Origin of the sequence: Microbacterium sp. A84 (assembly GCF_051842815.1) — a bacterium.
In the GTDB taxonomy this organism is placed as follows: domain Bacteria; phylum Actinomycetota; class Actinomycetes; order Actinomycetales; family Microbacteriaceae; genus Microbacterium.
The window spans coordinates 327,245-350,980 of the sequence record NZ_JBPXMS010000002.1; the positions used below are offsets into that span (position 1 = coordinate 327,245).

21 protein-coding genes are annotated in these 23,736 nt (G+C 64.8%); 7 read left to right on the plus strand and 14 right to left on the minus strand.

The genetic code is table 11. From position 1 onward, the window contains the following. Positions 1-41 precede the first annotated feature (41 nt). The gene (locus tag ACSU04_RS11895; protein ID WP_439289656.1) at positions 42-1,217 is read right to left on the minus strand and encodes an ROK family transcriptional regulator; all 1,176 of its coding nucleotides are present in this window, start codon (positions 1,215-1,217) and stop codon (positions 42-44) included. A 114-nt stretch (positions 1,218-1,331) separates the two neighbouring features. Here ACSU04_RS11895 and ACSU04_RS11900 point away from each other — a divergent pair, with 114 nt between their 5' ends. Further along, positions 1,332-2,378 (plus strand): LLM class flavin-dependent oxidoreductase, encoded by a 1,047-nt coding sequence (locus ACSU04_RS11900; protein ID WP_439289657.1) that lies wholly within the window; start codon positions 1,332-1,334, stop codon positions 2,376-2,378. A 56-nt stretch (positions 2,379-2,434) separates the two neighbouring features. On the opposite strand, the gene pheA is transcribed toward ACSU04_RS11900, so the two are convergent. Beyond that, positions 2,435-3,385 (minus strand): prephenate dehydratase, encoded by a 951-nt coding sequence (gene pheA, locus ACSU04_RS11905; protein ID WP_439285331.1) that lies wholly within the window; start codon positions 3,383-3,385, stop codon positions 2,435-2,437. A gap of 125 nt (positions 3,386-3,510) precedes the next feature. On the opposite strand from pheA, the gene pgm reads away from it, so the two are divergent. Both pgm and ACSU04_RS11915 read left to right on the plus strand, forming a co-directional pair. Beyond that, on the plus strand, positions 3,511-5,154 hold the full coding sequence (pgm, locus tag ACSU04_RS11910; protein WP_439289658.1) for a phosphoglucomutase (alpha-D-glucose-1,6-bisphosphate-dependent): 1,644 nt from the start codon (positions 3,511-3,513) through the stop codon (positions 5,152-5,154). Positions 5,155-5,245: 91 nt separating this feature from the next. Further along, a complete protein-coding gene (locus tag ACSU04_RS11915) occupies positions 5,246-6,235 on the plus strand; it encodes a hypothetical protein (protein WP_439289659.1) in 990 nt (329 codons plus the stop codon). Positions 6,236-6,276: 41 nt separating this feature from the next. On the opposite strand, the gene ACSU04_RS11920 is transcribed toward ACSU04_RS11915, so the two are convergent. The 10 genes from ACSU04_RS11920 to ACSU04_RS11965 form a co-directional block, all read right to left on the minus strand. After that, positions 6,277-7,284 carry a LacI family DNA-binding transcriptional regulator gene (locus ACSU04_RS11920; RefSeq protein ID WP_439289660.1) on the minus strand — a complete coding sequence of 336 codons (1,008 nt, stop codon included), beginning with the start codon at positions 7,282-7,284 and terminating at the stop codon, positions 6,277-6,279. Then, a complete protein-coding gene (locus ACSU04_RS11925) occupies positions 7,277-7,765 on the minus strand; it encodes a hypothetical protein (protein ID WP_439285324.1) in 489 nt (162 codons plus the stop codon). The genes ACSU04_RS11920 and ACSU04_RS11925 overlap by 8 nt, the downstream gene beginning before the upstream one ends. Next, positions 7,762-8,460: a ThuA domain-containing protein gene (locus tag ACSU04_RS11930; RefSeq protein ID WP_439289661.1), complete on the minus strand. Its 699-nt coding sequence runs from the start codon at positions 8,458-8,460 to the stop codon at positions 7,762-7,764. The genes ACSU04_RS11925 and ACSU04_RS11930 overlap by 4 nt, the downstream gene beginning before the upstream one ends. Further along, complete coding sequence (locus ACSU04_RS11935; protein ID WP_439289662.1) at positions 8,453-9,412, minus strand: aldo/keto reductase; 960 nt, start codon at positions 9,410-9,412, stop codon at positions 8,453-8,455. The genes ACSU04_RS11930 and ACSU04_RS11935 overlap by 8 nt, the downstream gene beginning before the upstream one ends. Positions 9,413-9,584: 172 nt before the next feature. Beyond that, a complete protein-coding gene (locus ACSU04_RS11940; protein ID WP_439289663.1) occupies positions 9,585-12,224 on the minus strand; it encodes an exo-rhamnogalacturonan lyase family protein in 2,640 nt (879 codons plus the stop codon). After that, positions 12,221-12,868 carry a DUF1961 family protein gene (locus ACSU04_RS11945; protein ID WP_439285317.1) on the minus strand — a complete coding sequence of 216 codons (648 nt, stop codon included), beginning with the start codon at positions 12,866-12,868 and terminating at the stop codon, positions 12,221-12,223. The genes ACSU04_RS11940 and ACSU04_RS11945 overlap by 4 nt, the downstream gene beginning before the upstream one ends. Continuing rightward, on the minus strand, positions 12,865-13,746 hold the full coding sequence (locus ACSU04_RS11950) for a carbohydrate ABC transporter permease (RefSeq protein WP_439285315.1): 882 nt from the start codon (positions 13,744-13,746) through the stop codon (positions 12,865-12,867). Before ACSU04_RS11950 ends, ACSU04_RS11945 begins: the two co-directional genes overlap by 4 nt. Further along, positions 13,746-14,732, minus strand: a complete 987-nt coding sequence (locus ACSU04_RS11955) for an ABC transporter permease (RefSeq protein ID WP_439289664.1) — start codon at positions 14,730-14,732, stop codon at positions 13,746-13,748. The genes ACSU04_RS11950 and ACSU04_RS11955 overlap by 1 nt, the downstream gene beginning before the upstream one ends. A 56-nt stretch (positions 14,733-14,788) precedes the next feature. Beyond that, on the minus strand, positions 14,789-16,324 hold the full coding sequence (locus ACSU04_RS11960) for an extracellular solute-binding protein (protein ID WP_439289665.1): 1,536 nt from the start codon (positions 16,322-16,324) through the stop codon (positions 14,789-14,791). 63 nt (positions 16,325-16,387) lie between these two features. Continuing rightward, complete coding sequence (locus tag ACSU04_RS11965; protein WP_439289666.1) at positions 16,388-17,062, minus strand: YesL family protein; 675 nt, start codon at positions 17,060-17,062, stop codon at positions 16,388-16,390. 178 nt (positions 17,063-17,240) lie between these two features. Between ACSU04_RS11965 and ACSU04_RS11970 the strand changes: the two genes are divergently transcribed. Both ACSU04_RS11970 and ACSU04_RS11975 read left to right on the plus strand, forming a co-directional pair. Beyond that, complete coding sequence (locus ACSU04_RS11970; protein ID WP_439289667.1) at positions 17,241-17,915, plus strand: rhamnogalacturonan acetylesterase; 675 nt, start codon at positions 17,241-17,243, stop codon at positions 17,913-17,915. Between the two features lie 38 nt (positions 17,916-17,953). Continuing rightward, on the plus strand, positions 17,954-19,711 hold the full coding sequence (locus ACSU04_RS11975) for a glycoside hydrolase family 35 protein (RefSeq protein ID WP_439289668.1): 1,758 nt from the start codon (positions 17,954-17,956) through the stop codon (positions 19,709-19,711). Positions 19,712-19,749: 38 nt separating this feature from the next. Here ACSU04_RS11975 and ACSU04_RS11980 read toward each other — a convergent pair whose 3' ends face one another. Beyond that, positions 19,750-20,403 (minus strand): TetR/AcrR family transcriptional regulator, encoded by a 654-nt coding sequence (locus ACSU04_RS11980; RefSeq protein ID WP_439289669.1) that lies wholly within the window; start codon positions 20,401-20,403, stop codon positions 19,750-19,752. Between the two features lie 98 nt (positions 20,404-20,501). Between ACSU04_RS11980 and ACSU04_RS11985 the strand changes: the two genes are divergently transcribed. Together ACSU04_RS11985 and ACSU04_RS11990 are read left to right on the plus strand one after the other, a co-directional pair. Then, on the plus strand, positions 20,502-21,323 hold the full coding sequence (locus tag ACSU04_RS11985; protein ID WP_439289670.1) for a sugar phosphate isomerase/epimerase family protein: 822 nt from the start codon (positions 20,502-20,504) through the stop codon (positions 21,321-21,323). After that, positions 21,323-22,450, plus strand: a complete 1,128-nt coding sequence (locus ACSU04_RS11990; protein WP_439289671.1) for a Gfo/Idh/MocA family protein — start codon at positions 21,323-21,325, stop codon at positions 22,448-22,450. Before ACSU04_RS11985 ends, ACSU04_RS11990 begins: the two co-directional genes overlap by 1 nt. 162 nt (positions 22,451-22,612) lie before the next feature. On the opposite strand, the gene ACSU04_RS11995 is transcribed toward ACSU04_RS11990, so the two are convergent. Further along, a complete protein-coding gene (locus tag ACSU04_RS11995) occupies positions 22,613-23,722 on the minus strand; it encodes a glycerate kinase (RefSeq protein WP_439289672.1) in 1,110 nt (369 codons plus the stop codon). Positions 23,723-23,736 lie beyond the last annotated feature (14 nt).

A 23,736-nucleotide genomic window follows, 5' to 3' on the forward strand; every position in this document is an offset into this window, starting at 1 on the left:
CAGGATTCATCCATTGGCGTCAAGACTTGAACTCAATCTGTTCACAGAACCGATTGACGCACATTTGTTTCGTCGATCGCCAGCACCGCAGCACCTCGCGCCGCCGCCCCGATACCGAGCTGTCCCTGCACGACGTCTGGTACGCCGTCGCCGCTGACGATCACCGTGTTCTCCATCGCCAGCCGGATCGGCCCCAGCAGCAGCTCACCTGCGCGCGCGAGGTCTCCGCCCACGATGATCCGCTCGGGGTCGAAGAGGTTGCACAGGTTGCCGGCTGCCAGCCCGATGTGACGGCCGGCCCTGGCCAGCGCCCGAATGCACTCGCCGTCGTTCGCCATCGCGCGCACGACGACATCGCCGACCTTGGTGATCCCACCCACGTCGCCCAGCTCCTCAAGGATTGCCGGGCCACCGGCTATGGCCTCCAGGCACCCCCTGTTACCGCACCGGCACAGCGGACCATCTTCGAGAATGACAGTATGGCCGAGCTCGCCTGCTGTGCCATTGTGGCCGCGCAGCAACCGTCCCTCCAAGAGCAGCCCTGCGCCGATCCCCTCGTCCGCATCGATGAAGATGACGTTCTGCTTACCGCGCCCCGCGCCCAGCCTTGACTCTGCGAGCGTTGCGAGATTCGAGGCGTTGTCGAGGAAGATCGGCTGCCGCAGTCGCCGGTGCATAACCTCGACGATGTCTACTCCCGTCCAGCCGCGCAGGATTCCCCGCCCCGCGACGCGCCCCGCCGCCCGATCGATCGGTGCCGAGACCGCCATGCCCACGCCGCGCAGCTCATCGAAGCCCGATTCGAGATTCGACAGCATGTCGGCCAGCAGGAGCGATGCCCGATCAAGTTCGTTGTCCGCGCGGTGATCACGAGCTAAGGGCATGTGGTTCTCACCGAGCACGGTGCCGTTCACATCGGCGACCACCACACGTAAATGCCGTGGGGCGACATGGACACCGGCGACGAGACCGACAGCGCGCGCAAAGGAGACCAATGTGGCGCGGCGCCCGCTGCGAATGCTAGGTGCCGTGCGCAGCACTCCGCCTACGGTGAGCTCCTTGACGATGTTCGACACGGATGCGGCAGACAACCCTGTCACCGCAGCGAGTTCGACCTGTGTCAGGCTTCCCTGCTTCTTGATCGCGGCCACGACGCGCCGCCGGTTGGCTTCACGCAATGAAGCCTGCGAGCCGGGAGGACGCCTTTGTGATGTCACGACGACACTTTACCCGGCGTCGGCGTCGCACGTGCATCATCGCGCGAATGCCACGCGGGGAACCCGGGTACCTCGCAGGGAATGCGCGCCCATCGCCAGGCGTTGCTCCCTTTGATGACTGCCATAGCCCCTGCCCTCTCCGTACTCGACCTCGTTCCGGTGCGCACCGGCCAGACCAGCAGCGAGGCGATTGCCGCGTCGCTCTCGCTCGCCGAAATCGCTGACCGGCTCGGCTATCGCCGTTTCTGGTTCGCCGAGCACCACAACATGCCGGCTGTGGCATCCACCACTCCTCCGGTCCTGATCGCCGCCGCGGCCGGACGCACGACGCAGATCCGGCTCGGCTCGGGCGGCGTGATGCTGCCCAACCACGCGCCCCTCATCGTTGCCGAGCAGTTCGCGGCCCTCGAGGCCATCGCACCGGGACGCATCGACCTCGGCCTTGGCCGCGCGCCAGGCAGCGATCCGGTGATCACGCAACTGCTGCGTGGATCAGGGACGACCAGCGACGTCGAGCAGTTCCCACGGCACGTGCAGGACATCGCTGCGTTCCTCGCGGGCGATGGCGCGACCCTGCGATTCACTTCCGGCGGCGAGTACATCGTGCACGCCACACCTGCCGCGACCAGCTCCCCCGAGATCTGGTTGCTGGGCTCAAGTGACTACTCGGCGCAGCTCGCGGCGTCCCATGGCCTGCCCTACGTGTTCGCGAATCATTTCTCCGGCCAGGGTCTTGAACTCGCACTCGATCTGTACCGCACTGGATACCAGCCCAGCGAGGAACATCCGGAGCCGCGCACTTTCCTCACTGTCAATGTGGTGGCCGCGCCGACGATTGCTGAAGCCGAAGCGCGCGCCCTTCCGCAGCTGCGGATGATGGCTCGGCTGCGCCTTAACAAGCCTCTGACCGCACTCGAGACTGTAGAAGAGGCGCTTGCTGCGACACCAGATGCCGCCACCGATCAAGCCGTCCAGGCCGGGCGTTCGCGCTGGTTCGTCGGCACCGGGGAGTCCGTTGCCGCCGAGACGCGCGAGTTCGCCGCGAAGTACGGCGTCGACGAGGTCATGATCTCTCCCGTGGCCGGCGCCTATGAGGCCGAGGCCAAGGATGCTGCTTCCGGCCGCGCGCGGACGCTAGAGCTCATCGCCGCAGCGTTGTAGGGGGCTCGCGCCCGGCTGCGTACCGCCAGCCCTCCGCGACGAGCGTCAGGCCCCGCTTACTCCTCCGGCGCGCCGGAGAGAAGCCCGCGGAGCCAGTCGCGCGCTTCGACGAACACCTCGTCCGAGTATCGGTCCGGATAATGCACGATCCGGCGGTCGGCGCGCGGGTATGAACCGAGGAACACCACGCGCGGGCTGAATCGACGGATGCCGAGCAGAGCATCCGCCATCCGCTCATCCTGCACGTGACCATCGGCGTCGAGCACGAATCGGTAGCGGCCGAGCTCATCTCCGATGGGGCGGGACTCGATCAGCGAGAGGTTGATGCCTCGTGTCGAGAACTGCTCGAGCATGTCGAGCAGCGCACCGGGTCGGTCGTTCGGGAGCTCGACGATCAGAGAGGTCTTGTCGGCGCCGGTCGGATCTGGCGGAGTGGTGGTGCGAGTCACGAGCACGAAGCGCGTGACGGCCGCGGAGTTGTCGCCGATCTCGGATGCCAGCACATCAACGTCGTAGTGCTGCACGATCCCGGGAGGAGCGATCGCGGCCTGAGCGGGCAAGGAGCCGTCCAGCACGCCGATTGCGGATGCTACGTTGCTGGCCGCCGGAACATGAGAATGGTTCGGAAGATTCTCGCCCAGCCAGCCGTGGCACTGCGCGTAGGCAACAGGATGCGCCGCGATCACGGTGACGTCCTCGAGCTTCGTGCCGCGCGGAGCGACCAGAACGAAGTTGACTCGCACCAGGTATTCGCCGACGATGCGCAGTCCAGGCAGAGTCGCAAGAGCATCCTGTGTGGTGGAGACGCCACCCTCGATGGAGTTTTCGATCGCGATCATCGCCGCGTAGCTGCGACCCTCAAGCACGTCAGCCAGAGCTTCGCCGACGTTGTGTACGGCACGCCAGTCCTGGCCACGCGCCTCGGCCACCTGGTCGAGTGCTGCTTCAGTGAAGGTGCCCGCAGGGCCCAGGTAGCTATAGGTACGACGTTCAGTCACGCGTTTCACCTTAGCCCTCACCGCCTCACCCCCACCGCGAGACTTCGCGTATGTCCTCGAAACCCGGGTTATTCGTGACGCACGTGAAGTCTCGCGGGATGTCGTGGAGGAGGAAAAAGGGGCAGACTGGAACCATGACCAGCCGTGCCGGCCTCCCCGCGGAGGAAAGTGACCTCATTGACGTCGACGAACTGATCGCCGCGTACTACGACCGCCGTCCGGATCCGAGCGATCCTGCTCAGCGCGTCGCCTTCGGCACGAGTGGTCACCGCGGCTCGTCGCTGTCGAACAGCTTCAACGAGCAGCACATCCTCGCCACCACTCAGGCGATCGTCGACTACCGCCGCACGCAGGGCATCACCGGTCCGTTGTTCCTCGGGCGCGACACTCACGCCCTCTCACTTCCCGCAGAGCGCACCGCGATCGAGGTGCTCGTCGCCAACGGCATCGAGGTGCGCGTCGACTCACGCGACTCCTACGTTCCGACCCCGGCGCTCAGCCACGCGATCCTCACTTACAACCGCGAACTGCCGGCGGATGCTGCTGGCCGCTCAGACGGAATCGTCGTCACCCCGTCGCACAATCCTCCGCGCGATGGCGGATTCAAGTACAACCCGCCGCACGGCGGCCCCGCCGACACCGACGCCACGAGCTGGATCGCGAACCGCGCGAACGAGCTCATCGAGGCGGGCCTGGATGCCGTCAAATCGAAGAGCTTCGCTGACATCGACTGGGATGCCCTGCCGAACTACGACTTCCGCGACGCCTACGTACGCGACCTGGCGACGATCATCAACATCGACGCCATCAAGAACGCCGGCGTCCGCATCGGCGCTGATCCGCTCGGCGGCGCATCCGTCGAGTACTGGGCACTGATCAAAGAGGTCTACGAGCTGGAGTTGACGGTCGTCAACCGTGAGGTCGATCCGACCTGGCGCTTCATGACGCTGGACTGGGACGAGAAGATCCGGATGGATCCGTCCTCGCCGAACGCGATGGCATCCCTCGTCGCCAAGAAGGGCGACTTCGACGTGCTCACCGGAAACGACGCCGACGCCGACCGGCACGGCATCGTGACACCGGATGCCGGTCTCATGAACCCGAACCACTACCTCGCCGTCGCGATCGATTACCTGTTCTCGCACCGCGACGCGTGGCCACGGGATGCCGCAATCGGTAAGACGCTGGTCTCGTCGATGATCATCGACCGGGTCGCTGAGTCTCTCGGCCGTCGTCTGCTCGAGGTTCCGGTCGGCTTCAAGTGGTTCGTACCTGGCCTGCTTGACGGCACGGTCGCATTCGGTGGAGAGGAGTCGGCGGGGGCATCGTTCCTCCGCAAGGACGGCACGGTCTGGTCGACCGATAAGGACGGCATCCTGCTCTGCCTGCTCGCCGCCGAAATCATCGCGGTCACGGGCAAGAGCCCGTCAGAGCGCTATGCCGAACTCGAGCAGGCGTTCGGAGCATCCGCGTATCAGCGCGTCGACGCTCCGGCGACGCCTGCGCAAAAGGCAACACTCGGAAAGCTCGCTCCGGATGCCGTCACGGCGACGTCGCTCGCGGGTGAGCCGATCATCGCGAAGCTGTCGCATGCGCCGGGCAACGGTGCAGCGATCGGCGGGCTGAAGGTGCAGACCGAGCACGCCTGGTTCGCCGCCCGTCCCTCCGGCACGGAAGACGTATACAAGCTCTATGCCGAGAGCCTGCTCGGGGCAGAACACCTCGCCGAGGTGCAGGCCGAGGCCCGCGCGGTGGTGTCGGCGGCGCTCGGGGGCTAGCCTTCCGCCCTCTGTATCAACCCGTATCGGCGATACACGCCGTTGCAAAACCAACGGTGCTCGCGACGAGCCCTCCCGAGAACGGCGATTTATGGTCAGTGCATTGAGCTTCGACGGCTTTCTTCGCAATGCTCGCGAGCGGGTTGCCGAGAGCCGCCGGGGGGACGGATATACGCGTCACCGTGGCGGTACCGCCACGGATCTGTACGGAACGGCAGCAGCTATCGGCATCAGGATTGCGCTCGGAGACCATCCCATCGGCCGCGAAGCGGACGATCTGCGCCGCGCAGTGAATTCATTCGCGACAGCAGATGGGCTGTTCGCGGATCCGACTCACGGCGAAATCCACCGCGCTGCCACCGCACTGACGACACTCATGGTGCTCGGGGAATTGCCTCCTGTCCCCGCTCGCTTGCAAGACCTGCTGCGCGCGGAAGCGGCCGCCCCGTTCCTCGCCGGACTCGACTGGGATCAGCCGTGGCCTGCGTCGCACGAGGCGGCCGGGCTCCTCGCCATCGGTGTCGCCTGCGCTGGGGCTGCAGAGAACGAGCGCACCGGATGGCTTGACCAGTATCTGGGCTGGCTGGACGATCACGCCGATGGCGAGACAGGGCTCTGGCTCCGCGATCGAATGGGGGCTGTCGACGAGGACCCAGGACTGTTCGGCAATCTCGGATGCAGTTTCCACATGCATTTTCTCTACGAGTGGCTCGGGCGCACGTGGCCAAATCCTTCTGGCGTCGTTGACACGGGGCTTCTGCTTCTACACGAGACACCGACCGTGCTGCCGTCCGAGGATAGCCCGCTCGACGCGTGGGGATTCCGGCAGCTCGACTGGGTGTATTCAGTGGGTCGGTCGGCGCGCGACGGTCACCGAGCAGCAGAGGTCACGGCGGCGTGCGAAACGCTTGCCAACCGTGCTGCGGCCGCTTTGTCGGCTCCGGACGCTGCGGAAGGTGATCTTCACGTCGTCCAAGCGCGCGTCGGGCTGGTGGCCGAACTCGCAGTCCAACTGCCCGACGCGATCGACACCGGCGGACTCTCGCTCCGCTCCATCCTCGACGCGCGACCCTTCATCTGACCCCGTCACCCGCGGATCCCGGCCTCCACTTCACGCCACGTTCATACGCGAGGTCGGGTCGACTGTCGCTGGACAAGTGTCGGCTCGAATCGAACCGATTTGAGCGGTTCGTCTGGCTCTGACAGCGCAGACAGGAGCAGCCCTGCGGCGCTGCGCCCCATCTCGATACTGGGCTGGCGAATGGAGGTGAGAGGCACGATCGCCGACGCAGCAAAGTCGATGTCGTCATAACCGACAATCGCGATGTCGCCTGGCACGGAGACGCCGTGGTGGATCAGGCTCTGCATGATGCCCAGCGCCACCTCATCGTTGGCGCCGAAAACACCGTCCGGACGATCAACTTCATTCATCCCGGCGATGCGGTCGCCGAGCTCGCGGCCCAGTCGCACGCTCAGCGTGTTGGTCTCGATGAGGCTGAATCGCGCGCCGGCCTCTCGGACCGTGCGCTCGACGCCCTCGTGGCGGTCGCGCATCTGGGCGACGTAGAACGGTCCTCCGACGAACGCGATGTGTCGCGCACCACCTGCAAGGAGGTGCGCGGCCGCCAAGACACCACCCTGGACGTCGTTAAGCGATACCGACAAGTGAGCTCCCGACGAGTCGACGCGGTCCACAAGTACGATCGGAACGCCCCGCTTAACGAAGCGCTCCAGCCCGGACAGATCGTCGCTCACCGGAGCCAGAAGAATGCCATCGAGTCGCTGACGATCGAAGAGATCGAGATAGCGGGACTCCCGCGGGAACGAGTCATAGCTGTTGCCCACGATCACGGAGTAGCCGGCTTCTTCGGCGACCTCTTCCGCGCCAAGAACGGCTTCGGAGAAGAACGGGTTCGTAATGTTGATGACTGCCATCCCGAAAACGTTGCTGCGCCCCGCGCGCAGCTGCCTGGCTGCGACGTTGGGCACGTAGTCCAAGTCAGCGACGGCCTGCTGCACGCGCTGCGCAGCGTCTTTCGAGACCAGCTCCGGCCGATTGAGGACATTGGACACGGTCGAAACCGATACACCGGCGCGCGCCGCCACATCTCGGATACCCACATCAGCCACGGCGTCCACCTGTCCGTTCCAGACTCATCAGGAGTCGTATTCGCGCATCGATCTTCGACTCGGCCGGGCCATGAACGATCGTGAACGCCCAGGGCAGGCCCCCGGACATCACTATTAGATTGCCGTCGACATGTGGCGCGTCTCCGCTCATCGGCACGAGGGCGATCCCGTCGGTGCGGATTGACGAACCATCGACTCGCCATGCCGGGTCCTTTAGCGGCGAGCGTGCGGTGCTCCACACGATGTTGTCGCCATCCGCAAAGAGTGATGCGACAACACGCCCATGACTGAAGATGTTCAGGCGCGAGCGAAGCGCATCCGCTTCCAACATGAGATATCCGGACACCATGCGCCAGGGCGACTGCGTGGAAAGGAACACGTCGTGGAATGCGCCGATCTCGGCGGATGCGTCTGACGTACCGATTCTCGCGATCTCATAGTCGATGGCATCGACGACGAGGCTGTTCCATTCAGCTCTCATAAGGGTCCAGAGCGGTGGCCGTCGTTCAGCAACACGCGAACCGCATCTCTCAACCAGGCGCGATGGTGTCGAGAATCATACGACTCGACCCCATGGCCGAGGGCGTCATATACAACTGCTCCGTGTCCGTCCTGCGCACTCTTCCACCATGCGATCGGATGCGTGTGTCCGTCCTCCGTGTGGATTGCGAGGACATGAGGGGCAACGTCAAGTTCCAGGTTCGTGTAGCGCTCGTCGTAGACGAAGAAGTCTTCCTCGAACGCCACGACTCCCTCGGGCAGTCGATCGGCCGGGGTGTGCTGGATCAGAGAGTTACCGATCTGCGGATGCATCGTGACACCCGGGATCCACCGACCGCCCAGAATCTCGCGCCAACGGGGGTCATCACGAAAGGCCAGCGAAGACGAGTGCACGACGAGAATGGGCAGGCCAGCGTTGTGATGGGCGACGATCGCATCCATCTGCAGCGCGCTCGACCCCGGCGGCATGCCCAGGTCGCCACTCACATTGAGTATCAGAACTCGCGCGCCCGCCCATGCATCGACCTCGTCGGTCGTGACGACTCGCACGTGCCCCATGTCTGCCACGATCGCTGCGATCGCAGCAGACGTCGCCTCGAGCGCATGCCAGGGATCCGCGTGTTTTCCGACGCCGCTCGCAACAACGATCAGCGCGGTGCTCTGCACGTCAGTCATTGATCCACGTAGAGCGGTCAGGGCGCAACTGCGCGAGCTCCTCCCAGAGACTCGGAGGAATGGTCACATCGAGCAAGGTAAGTGTCTCGTGAAGTTGTGCCGCCGAGACCATCCCGCAGATGGTCGAGTGGATGCGCGGATCCCGTGTGGACAGCTGTAGCGCCGCTGCGATGAGCGGAATCCCATATCGTGCGCACGCGGCGCCCATCGAATCGATTGCGCCGAGGACCTCCGACGGTGCGGTGCGGTAGTGATAATGATCCGAGGTTCGCGGCCATGTACTCAAGATGCCGCCCCCGTAGACGGCGGCGTTGATGATTCCCAATCCGCGTGTAGCGGCGGCGGTCAGCAATTCGTCCGCTGTCTGGTCGACGAGCGTGAAGCGGTTGTGGGTGATCAGCACATCGAAGATGTCTGTTTCAACGAATCGTTTCAGCAGTGTCGCTGGCCCTCCGGAGATGCCGATGTGGTCGGCGTACCCTTCGTCACGCAGGGCGATCAGGGTCGATACGGGACCTTCGGACGACATGGCCTCGTCGAAGGAGATATTCTCCGGATCGTGCAGATGAAGCAGTGGCAGATGTGTGAGGCCGAGGCGTTCGAGGCTCTCATCCAGAGATCGCCTCATTCGGTCGGCACCGAATGACCCGGTCTCTGGGTCACGATCGAGCTTGGTTTGGACGATGAAGTCCTCAGGTGCGTCGACACTGGCGAGCGCGACACCAATGCGCCGTTCGCTCTCACCGTCCCCGTAGTTGTTCGACGTGTCGATGAAGTTCACCGGAGAGCGTAGTGCCGCGTGCACGGTGGCGGTTGCCTCCGCTTCTGTGACCGAGAGTCCGTGCACCGGGGATGTGAGCCCCCACGCAGCGGTACCGACACAGAGAGAGAACACGCTCAGAGCGGTGCGGCCGAGAGTCGTTCGATTTATGGTCGGGGTTGTTTGACTCATTCGAACGAGTCACCTCCACGGATACGATCGATCAGGACCCATCCCATAGCGACTCCATTGTTCGTCTAGAACGTTTTATCTAAAACGTTTTTAGTAGTAGAACACGCTGTGGCACGTGGCGCAAGCAGCATGAGAAGGATGCTCGCGTACCCCGCGCCCTACGGCACTCGCGTCAGCGGAGGCGACCCCCGATCAGCGCGAGGTTCTGGATCGCCGCCAGCCCATACTGGGCCGCGTCATTGGTCGAAACAGTTGGCGCCTCGTCCACCGGGTTGAGGACGTGGGGCACCTCCACCCGGCACAGCGTGAAGTCACGCCGGTGGACGAGCCACTCCCCGACCCCTTCGAACGCCTGCCAGGCGAGCTCGGCGAGCGCAGCATCTTCGGTGCTCGCAGCGACATACGCCGTCAGTCGGCTGTGCGCCTGCTCGAGATGGATGCCGGACAGCGGAGCACCGACCGCCGCCGTCTGCTCCTCCGGCGTCGCCAGATACAGGCGGCAATAATCGAGCCACGCATCCCGGAATCCGGGCACGTCCACGAGATCGATCAGCTCGCTGCACACCTCCACGAGCCCGAACACTGCGCTCAGGTGCGACACCGAGATGCGGTCCCGACTGGTGTCGAAGCGACCGGAGTCCAGGTCGTAGAGCGCCTCGCCGGTGAGGAATCCGTGCGGAAGAGCGCCGATGTCGGCCATGGTTCCCAGCAGCCGGTCGCGGGAGCGCGTGTCGCCGGTGCGCTCCCAATCGGTGAGCCACGTCGCAGCCAACGCGCCCCAGTCCGTCCCGAGCCCGACGGCGAGCGCCGAACGATCCGGTCGATAGGTCGACGCATCCGTCCGAACCTTCCGGGTGGGATCGGTGTCGAGGAAACGCTGGTCGCTGTCCCGTAGCTCGGTGAGCAGGTCACCGACGCGCTCGTCCGCGGTCAAATAGTGGAAGATGCGCCGGTAAATCGGGCTGCTGATGCGCAGCTGCTTGGCGCTGCATCCCCAGTGCTGCACGTTGTGCCGCGATCCGAGCCCCTTCCAACGACCGAGGTGATAGACGTCGACCTCGCCGGTATGCCTGGTCATCGCCTCTGCGAGGCGGAAGACATCGGCACGACCGCTGCGCAGGTACGAGTACCAGAGCCACAGATCCGGCGAGAGCTCGCTGTTGTCCCAGGCGTAGCCGCCGACGTCGTATCGCCAGACGTGACGATCAGCGTCGTAGGCGTGCATCACGTCGCCATAGTCCCAGAAGCCGTACCAGCTGCGTTGCCCGATCTGGCCGAGGTAGAAGTCCAGGAGGAAGTCGATACTGTCCTCAATCTCGGCGTGAACCGGCGTCGAGCGATCGATCGGCGCCCAGTCGCCGAACACACCCACGGCATCCAGGTGCGCGGGAGTCGGTTGCAGTAGCGGAGGCGTCTGCAGCCGCGCCACGTCGGCAGCGACCCGTTCGATCGCGGGCGTCGCTGCGTATGCGAACAGGGTGATTTCGTGGGTGCGTGCGACCCCATGCGCATCACCGAAGCCCGGCTCGTAGTCCTCGTAGGTGATCTCGAGACCCTCAAGCTGCGTTGCGAAGTCATCCTGTCCGAGACCATCGTGATAGAACCGGACGTCCATCGGCTGGGCCTGGGGCGCATACAGCCACGCGGTGACCTCCGCACGATCGGACGCCGCACCCCGAATGTCGAGCTGACCCGGGTGCGACTGCCAGAAGCCCCGCACCCCGATGCCAAGCCCCCCACCCGGATCACTGACCGACACGAAACCCTCAGCCCGGGTGCCGGCACCCGCGCTGATCCACGCGTGGCCAGGGGCGGTGCGCTTGCGGATGCCGAAGCCGTCGGCGCTGAGCTGGGTGAGCGTGGCATCCGACCATGCTGGGATGAGATCGAGCCGCTCGGACACTTCCGGATTCCACGTAGAGGTCGGCGGCGTCGCCACTGCCTGGATCTGCGCGGCACGCACCTCGGCACCCGGATCGCGGCGGAGCCCGGTGAGCCCCCGCACTGCCTCCGAGAAGAAGCCGCCACCGGCACCGGCGAACCGGACATGCCGGTCGTGCAGCGGGGCCCGCAACGGTACCCCTGCCCTGACGCCGAGCCCGGTGAGGAAATCGGCCTCGCCATCGCCGTCCCAGATCACCGTGTGCACGACGCGAATCTCCTCAGAGCCAGCGACCAGGACGAGTCGCACGATGAACGGCAGCCACTCCCGCTCTCCCGACTCCGACCGGTGCGTACCCTCGAGCCGCACGACCGCCCGGATGGGGCCCTCCTGCTCGACATCGACCAGCGAGACGCGCGAGCGGAAGTGTTCTCGAGGCGCACCGCCGCCGTCCTCCACGATCTCGTCCTGCCGCAAGCTGACCAGGCGGACGTCCTCCGCAATCGTGGCACTGTCCCGGGTGATCGAGCGGATCAGCGCGTCGACTGCCCCGCCGTGCTGCGGCACGTCGATCTCCACGGCGATCACGCCGTTGTCGATGACCACGGCGCCGGCCTCGCGGCGCACCTGCACTGGCCGATCGTGTGTAGGAAGGGGGGATGCGGCATCCGCCACGATCTCGTACTCGCCGACATCGTCCGTCGCACCGAGCGCCACGCCCGTCCACTTCACCGACCCATCAGGCCAGGTCGCGAGAGGCCAGAACTGTCCGGGCACGTTCTCGCCATCACGGCGAAGGCGAAGTTCCGAGGTCGATGCGACGCTCCCGCGCGGGAGTGGTGCACCCCAGGTGACACCCGAGGGCAGCACCGCCGGGGCGACGTCATCGAGCCAGCGCAGGGGGACGGCCGGGGCGGTGGGGACGGTCATAGCGAATGCACCTCAAGGTTTCGGTAGCAGGCGGTCAGCGGGGACATCTGTCGGAATCCGATACGGCCGCCGCGCACGCGCGGGCCGGTCGACTCGTCGTCCACCCAGTCGAAGAGGACGAGATCATCGATCGAGAAGACCACGCGGTCACCATCTTTGATGACGCAGATACGGTAGAACGCTCCGCGTGCATCGTCGACGGATGGCAGGGGGTCGGCACCCTGACTGACCAGATGGAACCCGGGCGACTTGCGCAAGTTGCAGGTATGGAAGGCGCGTTCGTCCTCCCATCGCCGGCGGAAGTACGACACGTGCAGCGTGCGGATGTCGCCGGAGTGATACTGCGGATAAGCGCCAGTGCGCGGAGCAAGAACATCGTCGAAGATGCTGCCGCCGTCCACCGCTGCCGCCCCGAAGAACAACATGGCAAGGCCCGGTTCGCTGCGCGGAGACATCTCCCAGGTGATGCGGATGCGGTCGCCGAAAATTTCGGGGCACCACAGCGTCCAGTGCTCATCGATTCCGCCGTCGCTGGAGAGAAGCAGTCCGTCGTCTCCGGCGTCCGCGACCATCGGCCCTTCGGCAACCCAGTCCGCGAGATCCTCCAGCGAAGCCATCGGATTTCGGTACAGCAGCGCCGTCATCCCTTCACCGACCCGATCAGCATCCCCTTGGCGAAGTGTTTCTGCAGGAACGGATAGAACAGCAGAATCGGCAGAGTCGCCACGACGATGACGGCGAACTTGATGCCCTGCGCTGGCGGCATCTGACCGGGGCCGGCCTCCAGCATCGACAGATCGGTGGCGACCGTGACCTGGCGCAGGAACATCTGCAGCGTCCACATCGTGTTGTCGTTGAGGTACAGCAAGGGCGACATGAAGTCGTTCCAGATGCCCACGGCGTAGAACAGGGCGAAGGTGGCGAGCACGGGCTTGGAGAGCGGGAGGATGATGCTCCACAACGCCTGCATCTCGTTCGCGCCGTCGATCTTCGCGGACTCCTCGAGCTCCGCGGGGAGCTGCTCGAAGAAGTTCTTGATGATGATCAGGCTGAAGGGGTTGATCGCCATCGGCAAGATCAGCGCCCAGTATGTGTCAAGCAGGCCCAGGTCCTTGACCACCAGGAAGGTCGGGATCATGCCGCCGGAGAACACCATCGTGAACACGATGAGTGACAGCAGCGTACGCCGAGCGGGGAGGTTGCCCTTGGACAGCGGGTACGCCATCGACGCGGTGAGAAACAGTTGGATCAGCGTGCCGACCGCCGTGACGGCGATCGTCGTGACCATGGCACGCAGGAACGTGGGACTGGTGAGGATCGATTCGTAGGCGCGCAGGCTGAATGTCTCGGGCCACACGAAGAACGACCGGGTGGCGAGTTCGAGTTCGGTGGCAAAGGATCCGGCGACCACGTACACGAACGGGATCAGCGCGACGATTCCGACGGCGGTGAGCAGCGCGACGTTGAACACGTCGAAGACTTTGCCAGCGGGAGTGTTGAACCGGTACTTCTCGCGTGCCATCAGAAGATCCCCGTCTGGTTGAACCGTTTGGCGAGCCAATTCGCCCCGAAGATCAGCACCACACCCACGACCGCCTTGAACAGGCCGACCGCGGTGCTGTAGCTGTAGGAGCCCTGGGTGATTCCCATGAAGTACACGTAGGTATCGAAGACGTCGGCCACCTGGCGGTTCAGGGAGTTAGTCATGAGGTAAATCTGCTCGAACCCGGTGTTGAGCACCTGCCCCATCTGCAGCACGAGCAGGATGATGATCGTGGGTCGGATGGCGGGGAGTGTCACATGCCAGACGCGTTGGAACCGCCCTGCCCCGTCGATGATCGCCGCCTCGTACTGCTCCTGATCCACGCTCGCGAGCGCGGCGAGGAAGATGATGGTGCCCCAGCCGGTGTTCTTCCAGATGTCTTGAAGGACGATGATGGGTCGGAACCAGGCAGGGTCGGTGAGGAAGCCGACATCCGTTCCGAGTACCCCGTTGATCAGCTGCGTCAACGGGCCGATGTCCAGCGCGAACAGCAGATAGGTCAGCGACGCGACGACGGTCCACGACAGGAAGTGCGGGATATAGATCAATGTTTGTACGGAGCGCTTGACGATGTTGACCCGCAGCTCATTGAGCAGGAGTGAGACGACGATCGTCAGCGGGAAAGCCACGACGACACTCAGCAGCGCGAGGATCAGCGTGTTCGCCATGATCCGCCCGAAGTCTGGGCTGGCGAACAAGTCGTCGAAGTGCTTGAACCCGACCCAGGGGCTGTCCGCGATGCCGAGGAAGGGCACGTAGTCCTTGAACGCGATGACCGCGCCGCCCATCGGCCCGTAACGGAAGACCGCGAAATAGATGAGCCCAGGGAGCAGCATCAGGTAGAGCCACTTGAACTGGGTGAAGTGCACCCGTACGCCGCGACGGCGTTTCAGTGGCGGAACGGTGAGAGCCTCCGTCGCGGTGTGCGCCTCCGCCTGAGTGAGGGCTGTGTCCAGAACGACCACGCGATCTCCAATCGGTGTGGAGGGGCGGATGCAGCTCGCATCCGCCCCTCATTCGGTCAGTTCTGGCTGCTCAGTTCATTGATCTCGGTGATAATGTCGTCGCCTCCGCTGCTGCGCCACAGCGCGACCGCATCCTTGAGTCCATCCAGGTCGATCTGCCCTGCGATGAACTGAATGCGTGCGTCCGAAATGATGATGTCCAGCTGGGCGCCCTTGGACACGTAGGTCTCCGAGACGTAGGCTGCCGCCTCGTCATACACCGCGTGCTCGGAGTCGGAGGCCTCGATCTCCTTGCGCTTGTCGTACATCTCCTGCTCGTACTCCGTCGCCTGCTTGGGGAGATAACCCTGGAAGCCGGTGACGTTCATCCCCAGCTGGCTGTAGCTCAGAACAGCGTCCTTCAGCTCCTGCGGAGCGTCATCGACGGCGACGGCGAGGTCGCCGTCGAGCGTGAAGGTCTCCCCCTCGATGCCGTTGTTGAGGACGGGTCCCGCTTCGGCCGAGTTGAGCTTGTTGAGAACTTCGAGCACCGCGCGCAGGTCAGCTTCGGTGCGCACGTTGGTCTTCGGGATCGCCAGGAATCCGCTGTAGCCCGTGGTCGGGTGGGCAGTGAGCTCACCGTCGGGTCCGGTCATGTTGCCAGCGACGTCGACGTACTGGTCGAAGCCGTCGGGTTCAGATTCCTTGAGCAAGTTCATCAGCTGACCCGCACGCGAGTGCACGTCGACGATGATGCCTCCCTTGCCGTTCAGGAACGGCTCATTCCATTTCGCGGAGTCGAACGTTGTGTAATCGGGGTTCACATACCCGCCGTCGACGAGTTCCTTCTCGTACGCCACCGCATCGAGCCACTCGTCAGTTGTGAAGCTCGGCACCAGTTCGCCATCGCGCTCAGTCCAGCGGTTACCTGCACCGAACCACGTCTCGATCACGTCGTACGGGCTGTTGCTGCCGATCGCGCCTGGCCACTTGGGAATGATCAGCCCGTAGGTGTCATCGACGCCGTTGCCGTCTGGGTCCTGCTCTGTGAACGCCTTGGCAACCTCATACAGGTCTTCCGTGGTCTCCGGCATGTCGAGTCCGACGGCTGCCAGCCAGTCCTTGCGGATGATGACGGCCGTGCGCATGACATCGCGGGCTCGGAAGATGCCGTACACCTTGCCGTTCACGCTCGCGGACTGCTGCACCTCAGGGAAGGTCGTCTTCAGGTTGGGGTAGTCGTCCAGGTATTCCGTGAGATCCCAGAAGGCGCCGGCCTCTGCGTTGCGGACGAAGCCAGGATCCTTGCCCTGGATGACCATGACCTGTGGGATGTCATCTCCGGCGAGTGTGATGTTGGTCTTGTCCCCGTACGACGAGTTGGGCACCCAGGTGATGTCGAGGCCGACGCCGGCAATCTCTTCGAGCGCGGCCTGCACCTCGTTGCCGTCGGCAGGTGCGTTCGTGACCAGATAGGGGGCCATGATCGACAGGCTCTTCAGCTCGGCCGTCTCACCGCCGCCTTCGTCGGCTCCTCCGGCTGAGCAGCCGGCGAGGACGACGGCACCGGCGGTGACCAGCGCCAGACCGCTGAGCTTTCTGATGTGCTTCATGTGAACTCCTTTGTTCGTGCTGTTGTGAGGGTGCGGGGTAGTTGATCGGATCAGGGGTGGTGGTCAGCCGGCTGCGACGGGAACCGCATGGGGAGCGGCATCGGCGTCCGCAGCGGCGAGCTGCCGGTCGTTCGCCGCGAAGAAGGCCAGGCACAGTGCGGTGTCGATCGTGAGCCATGCGCCGAGGGAGAGAAACGGGATGATGCCGGGAAGAATCAGGCTCGCAGTGACGATGACGACCGCGGCCAAGACCAGCAGCAGAACGTGGGCGAGATTGCGCAGCATCCATCGTGATGCAGTCAGGGCGTAGCCCCGCAGCGGCAGGTCGTAGTGGACGTAGAGCGGGAAGGTCACGGCCAGCAGCGCGAACGTGAGTACGAGGGCCACAAGGGTGAGGATTCCGGACGTCTCGGCGAGCGTACCTGCACCGGCGAAGCCGATCGTGTTCACCGTGAGGATGGCGCCGATGACCAGGATGGGCGCCAGCACGGTGTTGGACCGCCAGAACTCACGGCGCCATGCCGCAGCGAACGTGCGCACAGCGGGGAACGCTTCTCCTCGCAACCGACGACGTGTGAGTTCGGCCGCGGCGATCGTGGCCGGTGCCGCTCCGAGGACGATGCCTCCGGCAAGCGTGAAGGCGTACCAAAGCACGTTCACCGTCATGACCCAGAACAACCAGTCGCAGGCCGCATGCGCACGCAGAGCCCAACCGCCCGCCGCGGTTCTGTTGCTCATGGGATCTCCATCGATCGGTTCTACGGGCTGTACAACGGTGCAGACTCTTCGGGAATGCGTTTTCCAGAGCGATGCTAACTCACGGATTGAAACGAGTCAACAGCAGCGGGAAAACGTTGTCCGTGGCACACTGCTGTTACCGGCATCCGCTTTCGATCGAGATCATGAGGATTCTTCGATGACCTATCACCTGGCCGGCGACTCGACCGTCGCTCCGATGAAACCCCAGGAGTCTCCGATGTCAGGGTGGGGGCAGTTTCTGCAGGCGCATATCGACGCCCCTGTACGAAACCTCGCCTTCGGTGGCGCGACCACCGAATCCTTCCTCTCCTCCGGCAACTGGACAGAACTGCTGTCTGAGGTCAGCATGGGCGACATCGTCATAATCCAGTTCGGACACAACGACCAGAAGCAACCAGAACTCGCCGCTCGCAGCGGCTACACCGATCGGTTGCGCCGCATGGTCGCCGATGTTCACGAGCAGGGCGCGCTCGCCGTGCTGTGCACGTCGTGCGAACGGCGTTGGTTCGACGATGCCGGCCAGCTGATTCCCACGCACGGCGACTACCCGAACGCTGTGCGAGATCTCGCCCATGAGCTCGATTCGCCACTCATCGACCTCACGGCTTTCACCTCCTGGCTGTATGAGGATCTCGGTGAGGTCGAGTCCACACGCCTGCTTTCGCACTTTGCTCCAGGAGAGGCAGCCGCTTGGCCAGACGGGCTGACCGATAACACGCACTTCCGCGTCGAGGGTGCCGAGCGCATTGCGGCGTACGTTGCCCGCTCGCTGCGTGCGATCGAACGACAGGGCGGCGACCAGCCCGCAAAAGGCTCGCAGGTCGTCAGCTGACGCGATCGCGTCGAAGACCACTCTCTGAAAGGACATCAATGACTTCCCGTTTTGAGATCGGTGACTCCGACTTTCTTCTCGACGGCGCACCGCAACAAATTATTTCGGGGGCGATGCACTATCCGCGAATTCATCCGGGTCACTGGCGCGATCGCATCCGCAAGGCTCGCCTCATGGGACTCAACACCATCGAGACCTACGTCGCCTGGAACGCGCATGAACCGATCCGCGGGCAGTGGGATGCCACCGGACAGAACGACCTCGGCCTCTTCCTCGATCTGATCGCGGAGGAAGGCATGCACGCGATCGTGCGTCCGGGGCCGTACGTGTGCGCCGAGTGGCACAACGGCGGTCTGCCGACCTGGCTGACAGCCGACCCGGCAATACGACTCCGCAGTTCTGACCCTCGCTACATCGAAGCCGTCACCGGTTACCTGGAGAAGGTCAACGAGATCATCGCTCCGCGCCAGATCGACACCGGTGGCAGCGTCATCCTGGTGCAGATCGAGAACGAGTACGGCGCCTACGGCTCAGACAAGGCCTACCTCGCAGAACTCATCCGGCTCACACGCGAGGCGGGCATCACCGTGCCACTGACCCAGGTAGACCAGCCGATCGCGCACATGCTCGAGAACGGCGCGCACGAGGGGCTTCATAAAACCGGATCCTTCGGCTCTCGCATTCACGAACGCCTCGCCACGCTGCGCGAACACCAGAGCACCGGCCCGCTGATGTGCATGGAGTTCTGGTGCGGCTGGTTCGACCACTGGGGTGAGAAGCACCACACCACGACGTTCGCCGACAGCGCCGCCGATCTCGATCTGCTGCTGAGCGCCGGAGCATCCGTCAACATCTACATGGTCCACGGCGGCACGAACTTCGCTCTGACCGCCGGCGCGAACGATTCCGGACGCTATCTGCCGCTCGTGACGAGCTACGACTACGACGCGCCGATCAGCGAATCGGGCGATCTCACCGAGAAGTTCCATGCGTTCCGCAGTGTGATCGCAAAGCATGCTGCGGTGCCTTCGGATCCACTGCCCGCTGTTGTCGACGCACCGACGCTGACTGTTCCGCTCGAGAGCGTTGGGGACCCGCTCCCGTCAGCGGCCCTCGACCACGGCGAGTTCAGAACCCCGCCGTCGATGGATGAGCTCGGCGCCGACGTCGTGCTCGTGGAGTATTCCACTCGCATCGCGTCCGAGGAGACGACCGTTCTGGCGGCAGACATTCGCGACCTCGCATGGGTGAGCCTGGATGACCGCCCCGTCGGCACGCTTCAGCGGACGACGGGCGACCTCGCCCTTTCCCTTCCTGCTGGGAACCACCTTCGCCTTCTGGTCGAAGAGACCGGACGCGTCAACTACGACACAAAGATCGGCGAGCACAAGGGCGTCATCTCCGCGCCGACGCTCAACGGCATCCCGCTCGGCGGCCCCTGGCAGGTGCGCAGCATCGACGTCCCCCGACTCGTCCACGCCGTCACGAACGCGAGCGTCTCGGATGCGATCACCAACGCCCATGCAGCCGGACCGGTGGGCCTGCGCGCAGGATTCGACCTGGATGCGCCCGCAGATCTCTTTCTCGACACGGCAGGCTGGGGCAAAGGCTACGCCTGGATCAACGGCTTCTTCCTTGGTCGATACTGGCGTCGTGGCCCGCAGCGCACTCTGTACGTTCCAGGGCCGGTGACGAAGCAGGGCCGCAACGAGATCGTCATCGTCGAACTCGAGACGATCACTGATGCGACGGCACGCTTCCTCGCTCGCCCGAACCTGGGACACGAAGTCGAATGAGCGTGTCGGAAAAGCGCTCGCTGGGCGCCTGAGCTACTTCAGGGGGCAAGGAAAAGTTCGAGGAGGGCGAGAGCCTCGGACTGTTTCGTCGACTCGTCCAGTAGCCACTGCGTCTGAAGGCCGTCGGATGCCGCGATGATGAGGGCTGCGACGGCGTCAGGGTCGACGTCGGCGCGCATACGCCCGGTCTGCTGCTGCCCACGCACCTGCTCGGCGATGTCAGCGCGCAGCCGCGCGAAACGTTGCGTCGCCCAGGCCGTCGCGTGCTCATGTCCCTCCTCGAGCGCGGATGACACGAGCGTCGAGTACAGCTGCACGAGCCCCGGGATCTCGCGGTTGCGCTCCGCTGATCGACTCATTCCCCCGACGGGTTCGGGCTCGGCGCCCGGGATCTCCGTCGAGGCGATCGTGTGCGTCGACTCCTGATAGACCTCGATGAGCAGCTCTTCCAGCGACCCGAAGTAGTGCCTCAGTGCCGCGTGCGTCACGCCGACGGCCTCGGCGATGGCACGCAGGCTGGTGCGATCGGCGCCCCGCTGCGCGAACACCTCGATCGCACGATCGAGGATCTCCTGGCGCCGCGCGACGCCCTTCGCATAGGCGCCTCGGGAGAGGGCCCTCGGAGCATCAGCAACGGCATCAGTACCGGCAGCACCGGCATCCTGGGCCAGTTTCCCGAGTTCCGCTTTCATGTTCACGATCCTACTCAAGAAAAACCTCCACACGGGGGTTTTCTCTGCTAATCTCGCACCACACCATTTGAAATCACCTCAACGAGGAGCATTCACTCTTGTCCGTTCTCACTTCCATCCAGCTCTTCACCGTTAACCAAGACCTTGACGCAGACCTCGACAAAACCCTCGACGCCATCGCCGCGCGCGGCTTCACGACTGTCGAGCCGTACAACTTCGTCCGTCGCGCGGATCTGCTCGCTGACGCGCTGTCCTCGCGCAACCTCGCTTCCCCGACCGGTCACGCGTTCGTGGCATCCGCCTCTTTCGTGAACCCAGACGGAACCCCCACAGACAGCGATGTCCCCACCCTGGACGAGACCTTCGCCGCGGCGGAGAAGCTCGGAATGAGTGTCGTCATCGAGCCCTACACGGACCCCGCCCGTTGGACCAGCGTCGAGCAGATCCAGGAGATCGCCGCGCTGCTCAACGTTGCCGCTGACGCGGCGGCGGCACGCGGCATCCGCATCGGCTACCACAACCACGCGCACGAGCTCGAAGCGCGCTTCGGCGACAAGACCGGCCTGGAGATCCTCGCCGACAACCTCGACCCGCGCGTCGTGCTCGAGGTCGACCTGTACTGGGCCGCCCGCGCAGGCGTCGACGTCCTCACACTGCTGCGCACCCTCGGTGACCGCGTCATCGCGGTGCACGCCAAGGACGGCACGCTCGAGCCGGAGAAAGTTGCCGCTTACCCGCCGGCCGACCAGGTTGCCGCAGGTCTTGGCGCCGTTCCGCTCGCCGAGTCGATCGCCACGGCATCCGCTCTCGAAATCGCGATCGTCGAGTTTGACCACTTCGAAGGCGACTTGTATGCCGCCATTGAGCAGAGCCGCGTCTTCATCGAAGAGGCAGTCTCGAACGCGGCGGCGGCACTCTGATGGCCGCCAGCGGACCCGTCGGCGTCGGCATCATCGGCGCCGGCAACATCAGCGATCAGTACCTCACCCACCTCTCACAGTTCCCAGATGTCACCGTCCTCGCAGTCGGCGATCTCCTCGAGGACCGTGCTCGTGAGCAGGCAGCAAAGTACGGTGTCCCGAACGCTGGCGGCGTCGACGTCGTGCTGAACGACCTCGACATCGAGATCGTCATCAACCTCACCATCCCCGCCGTGCACGTCGCGGTGTCGGAGAGCATCATCGCCGCCGGCAAGAACGTGTGGACGGAGAAGCCGATCGGCGTCGACCGCGCATCATCGCGCGGCCTGCTCGAAAAGGCTGCGGCTGCGGGCCTGCGCGTCGGTGTGGCACCCGACACCGTGCTCGGCCCTGGCGTTCAAACCGCGAAGCGGGCGATCGCCCGTGGCGACATCGGGCGTCCGCTGTTCGCGCAGACGACGTTCCAGTGGCAGGGTCCGGAGATCTTCCACCCGAACCCCGCGTTCCTCTACGCCGTGGGTGGCGGACCGCTGCTCGATATGGGGCCCTACTACGTCTCCACGCTCATCCACGTCTTCGGCCCGGTCGCCGCCGTTGCAGCCCTCGGCCTCAAGGGAACCGAGAACCGCACCGTTCAGGTCGGACCGCTAGCTGGTGACACCTTCCCCGTCGAGGTGCCCTCCACCGTCTCCGTTCTCATGCAGTTCGAGAACGGCGGACAGGGGCAGAGCTTGTACAGCACTGACTCTGCATTGCGTCGACAGGGCATCGTCGAGATCCACGGCACCGAGGGCTCGCTGATCATCCCCGACCCGAACACGTTCGGCGGAGAGCTCGCCATCGTGCGCCCGGCGCCGGATGCCGGATCCGACACGGTTCGCATCGACCTGCCGCAGGAAGGCATCATGACCGGCCGCGGTCTCGGCGTGCTCGACATGGCGCGGTCGATCCGTGCCGGTCGGGCTCACGTCGCCACCGGCGAGCTTGGCTACCACGTGCTCGACACGCTCCTCACGATCGAGGAGGCCGCCACGGCCGACAGCAGCGCGTTCGTTCCGGTCGAGAGCACGCTCGACTCGGTCGGTGCGCTGGGTGCGGACTTCGACCCGCTCGCGCAGACGCTCTAAGTCGATCCTCAGAAGAGTCGACGAACCGGCGCGGCACCTGCGGAATGCAGATGCCGCGCCGGTTCTGTCTAAGCGGCGAGTTGCTCCGCGGTTTGCCGGAAGAACTGCGTCGCCCAGCAGCTGTTGCCTTTATATGTCCTGGCGTCAGTCATGGTCACGCCTTCAGCGGGCGAAGGTGTTCGCGAGCGCAGCCCCGGCCGCATGAAGCCAGCGCCGCGAGTCGGCGATTGCCGCTTCCCCGGAACCGGCGAGGTCTGTGAGAGACGCGGATGCGCTGAACAGTGAGGTGTCAGAGTCTGAGGTGATCCGCCCGGCGACGAGGGCGGCGCGCACGCCCGCGCGGGCTGCGACGCCGGCGACGAACGATGGCACCTTGCCATCGCCGGACTGACCGTCGTAGGACCCCTCTCCGGTCACGACGATGTCGGCGTCGGCGAGCGCTTCTTCCAGCCCGATCAGCCGCGCGACTTCACCGGCACCCGGAACGAGCTCGGCACCCCAGCGAGCCAGTGCTGCGCCGGCCCCGCCTGCAGCACCGAAACCCGGCAACTGCGGGTTGAGGCCGAGAAGGTCGGCGAGGCGAACCAGTGCGGCATCAACGCGCACGATGTCGACGGCATCCGTCAGACCCTTCTGCGGTCCGAACACCGCCGCGGCGCCGTGCGAGCCGACGAGCGGGTTCGTCACGTCCGAGAGGACGAGGACCTCCGGCGCAGGGCGAAGCCCTTCGAGATCGACCACGGCGAGGTCCAGCAGTCCGCGGGCTCCAGGCGCGATCGGCAGTCCGCCCGCATCAGTGAACCGGGCACCGAGCGCGGTCAGCAGTCCGGTGCCGCCATCCGTCGAGGCACTCGATCCGATGCCGAGCACGAGACGCGAGACTCCATGTTCGAGCGCGGCGGCGATCGCCTGCCCGAATCCAGTCGTATCAGCATCGAAGGGACGCAGCTCATCGACCAGTTCGATGCCAGACGTCGATGCCAGATCGATCACGCCGGTGCCGCCAGGCGCGGCATCCGTCGGCAGAAGAAGCAGCCATTCGGCATCCACCGGCACGCCGGCCGGGCCGTCGACTCGTACCGGCATCCGCACGGCACCAGGCACCGCAGCGGCGAACGCGGCCACCGTGCCCTCGCCACCGTCGGCCATCGGGCGCATCACGAACTCGGCCGTTCGATCGACGGAAGCCCACCCATCGGCGAGCGCCTGCGCGGCATCCGCCGCCGTGATGGATCCCTTGAAGCTGTCCGGTGCGAGTACGACCCTAATCATCCATGTCTCCCCCT